This window comes from Polaromonas sp. P1_G4, from assembly GCF_056405475.1.
In genome coordinates this window covers 1-2,137 of the sequence record NZ_JBFUCA010000624.1, presented here as the reverse complement: position 1 = coordinate 2,137, position 2,137 = coordinate 1, and the positions used below count along the sequence as shown (strand labels likewise).

At 60.5% G+C, this 2,137-nt stretch carries 3 protein-coding genes; all 3 read left to right on the top strand.

Annotation, left to right across the window (positions count from 1 at the left end; genetic code table 11):
- A partial coding sequence (locus tag AC1D1X_RS21440) for a F0F1 ATP synthase subunit gamma (protein ID WP_477699122.1) occupies positions 1-262 on the top strand: 262 nt, incomplete at its 5' end.
- Positions 263-322: 60 nt separating this feature from the next.
- Entirely contained in the window at positions 323-1,726 is a 1,404-nt protein-coding gene (atpD, locus tag AC1D1X_RS21435) for a F0F1 ATP synthase subunit beta (protein WP_293400292.1), read from the top strand.
- Positions 1,727-1,766: 40 nt separating this feature from the next.
- Positions 1,767-2,137: F0F1 ATP synthase subunit epsilon (locus AC1D1X_RS21430; protein WP_477699121.1), on the top strand; the 371-nt coding region annotated here is incomplete at its 3' end.

Genomic DNA, 2,137 nt, shown 5'->3' with positions numbered 1-2,137 from the left:
GCACGGCTGGGATTACATCTACGAGCCTGACGCGCAAACCGTCATCGACGACTTGCTGATCCGCTATGTGGAAGCGCTGGTCTATCAGGCGGTTGCGGAGAACATGGCGTCCGAGCAGTCTGCCCGCATGGTGGCCATGAAGGCCGCAACGGACAACGCCGGCAGCGTGATCGGCGAACTCAAGCTGGTTTACAACAAAACGCGTCAAGCGGCGATCACGAAAGAACTTTCGGAAATCGTTGCCGGTGCTGCAGCGGTCTGATCGTGGTTTAGGCCGCCAYACCCGATTTAAAGATTTAAAGAAACGAAAGAGGATTCAATCATGGCTCAAGCTCAAGGCAAGATTGTTCAGTGTATTGGTGCGGTGGTTGACGTGGAATTCGCGCGCGACCAGATGCCCAAGATCTATGACGCGCTGAAAATGGAAGGCTCCGCGCTGACGCTGGAAGTCCAGCAGCAGCTGGGTGACGGCATCGTGCGCACCATCGCGCTGGGTACCTCCGACGGCCTGCGCCGCGGCAACATGGTTTACAACACCGGCGCCAACATCACCGTTCCCGTGGGCAAAGCCACGCTGGGCCGCATCATGGACGTGCTGGGTGCGCCGATTGACGAGCGCGGCCCGGTCGACCAGACCCTGACCGCCCCCATCCACCGCAAGGCGCCTGCTTATGACGAACTCTCGCCATCGCAGGAACTGCTGGAAACCGGCATCAAGGTGATCGACCTGGTTTGCCCGTTCGCCAAGGGCGGCAAGGTGGGCCTGTTCGGCGGCGCCGGCGTCGGCAAGACCGTGAACATGATGGAACTCATCAACAACATCGCCAAGGCGCACTCGGGTTTGTCCGTGTTTGCCGGTGTGGGTGAACGTACCCGCGAAGGCAATGACTTCTACCACGAGATGGCCGACTCCGGTGTTGTGAACCTCGAGAACCTCGGCGAATCCAAGGTGGCCATGGTCTATGGCCAGATGAACGAGCCTCCAGGAAACCGTCTGCGCGTGGCGCTGACCGGCCTGACCATCGCCGAGTCCTTCCGTGACGAAGGCCGCGACGTGCTGTTCTTCGTGGACAACATCTACCGCTACACGCTGGCCGGTACCGAAGTGTCCGCACTGCTGGGTCGTATGCCTTCCGCCGTGGGTTACCAGCCTACGCTGGCCGAAGAAATGGGCCGCCTGCAAGAGCGTATTACCTCCACCAAGGTCGGCTCCATCACTTCCATCCAGGCCGTTTACGTTCCTGCCGATGACTTGACCGACCCATCGCCTGCCACGACCTTTGCCCACCTGGATTCCACCGTGGTGCTTTCGCGTGACATCGCTTCGCTGGGTATCTACCCTGCGGTTGACCCGCTCGACTCCACCAGCCGTCAGCTCGACCCGAACGTTGTGGGAGAAGACCACTACGCCACGGCGCGCGCCGTGCAGGGCACGCTGCAGCGCTACAAGGAACTGCGCGACATCATTGCGATTCTGGGCATGGACGAACTGGCCCCTGAAGACAAGCTGGCCGTGGCCCGCGCCCGCAAGATCCAGCGTTTCCTGTCGCAGCCTTTCCACGTTGCTGAAGTGTTCACCGGCTCTCCCGGCAAGTACGTCAGCCTGGCTGAAACGATTCGCGGCTTCAAGATGATTGTGGCCGGCGAGTGCGATCACCTGCCGGAACAGGCGTTCTACATGGTCGGCACGATTGACGAAGCTTTCGAGAAGGCGAAGAAGGTCTAAGGGCTCAGGCCCTGCAACTTTTTTCCATTAAGGAGCGTTTATGTCAACCACCATTCACGTCGACGTGGTCTCCGCGGAAGAGTCCATCTTCTCCGGTGAAGCGCACTTTGTCGCCTTGCCCGGCGAGGCCGGCGAGCTGGGCATTTACCCGCGCCACACCCCGCTGATCACCCGCATCAAGCCGGGCGCGGTGCGCATCGAGAAGGCCGACGGCAGCGAAGAGTTCGTGTTCGTGGCCGGCGGCTTGCTCGAAGTGCAACCGAACTGTGTCACCGTGCTCTCTGACACCGCCATTCGCGGCAAGGACCTGGACGAAGCCAAGGCGATGGAAGCCAAGGCTGCTGCTGAAGAAGCGTTGAAAAACGCAAAAAGCGATATCGATATTGCCATGGCCCAGTCCGAGCTCGCCGT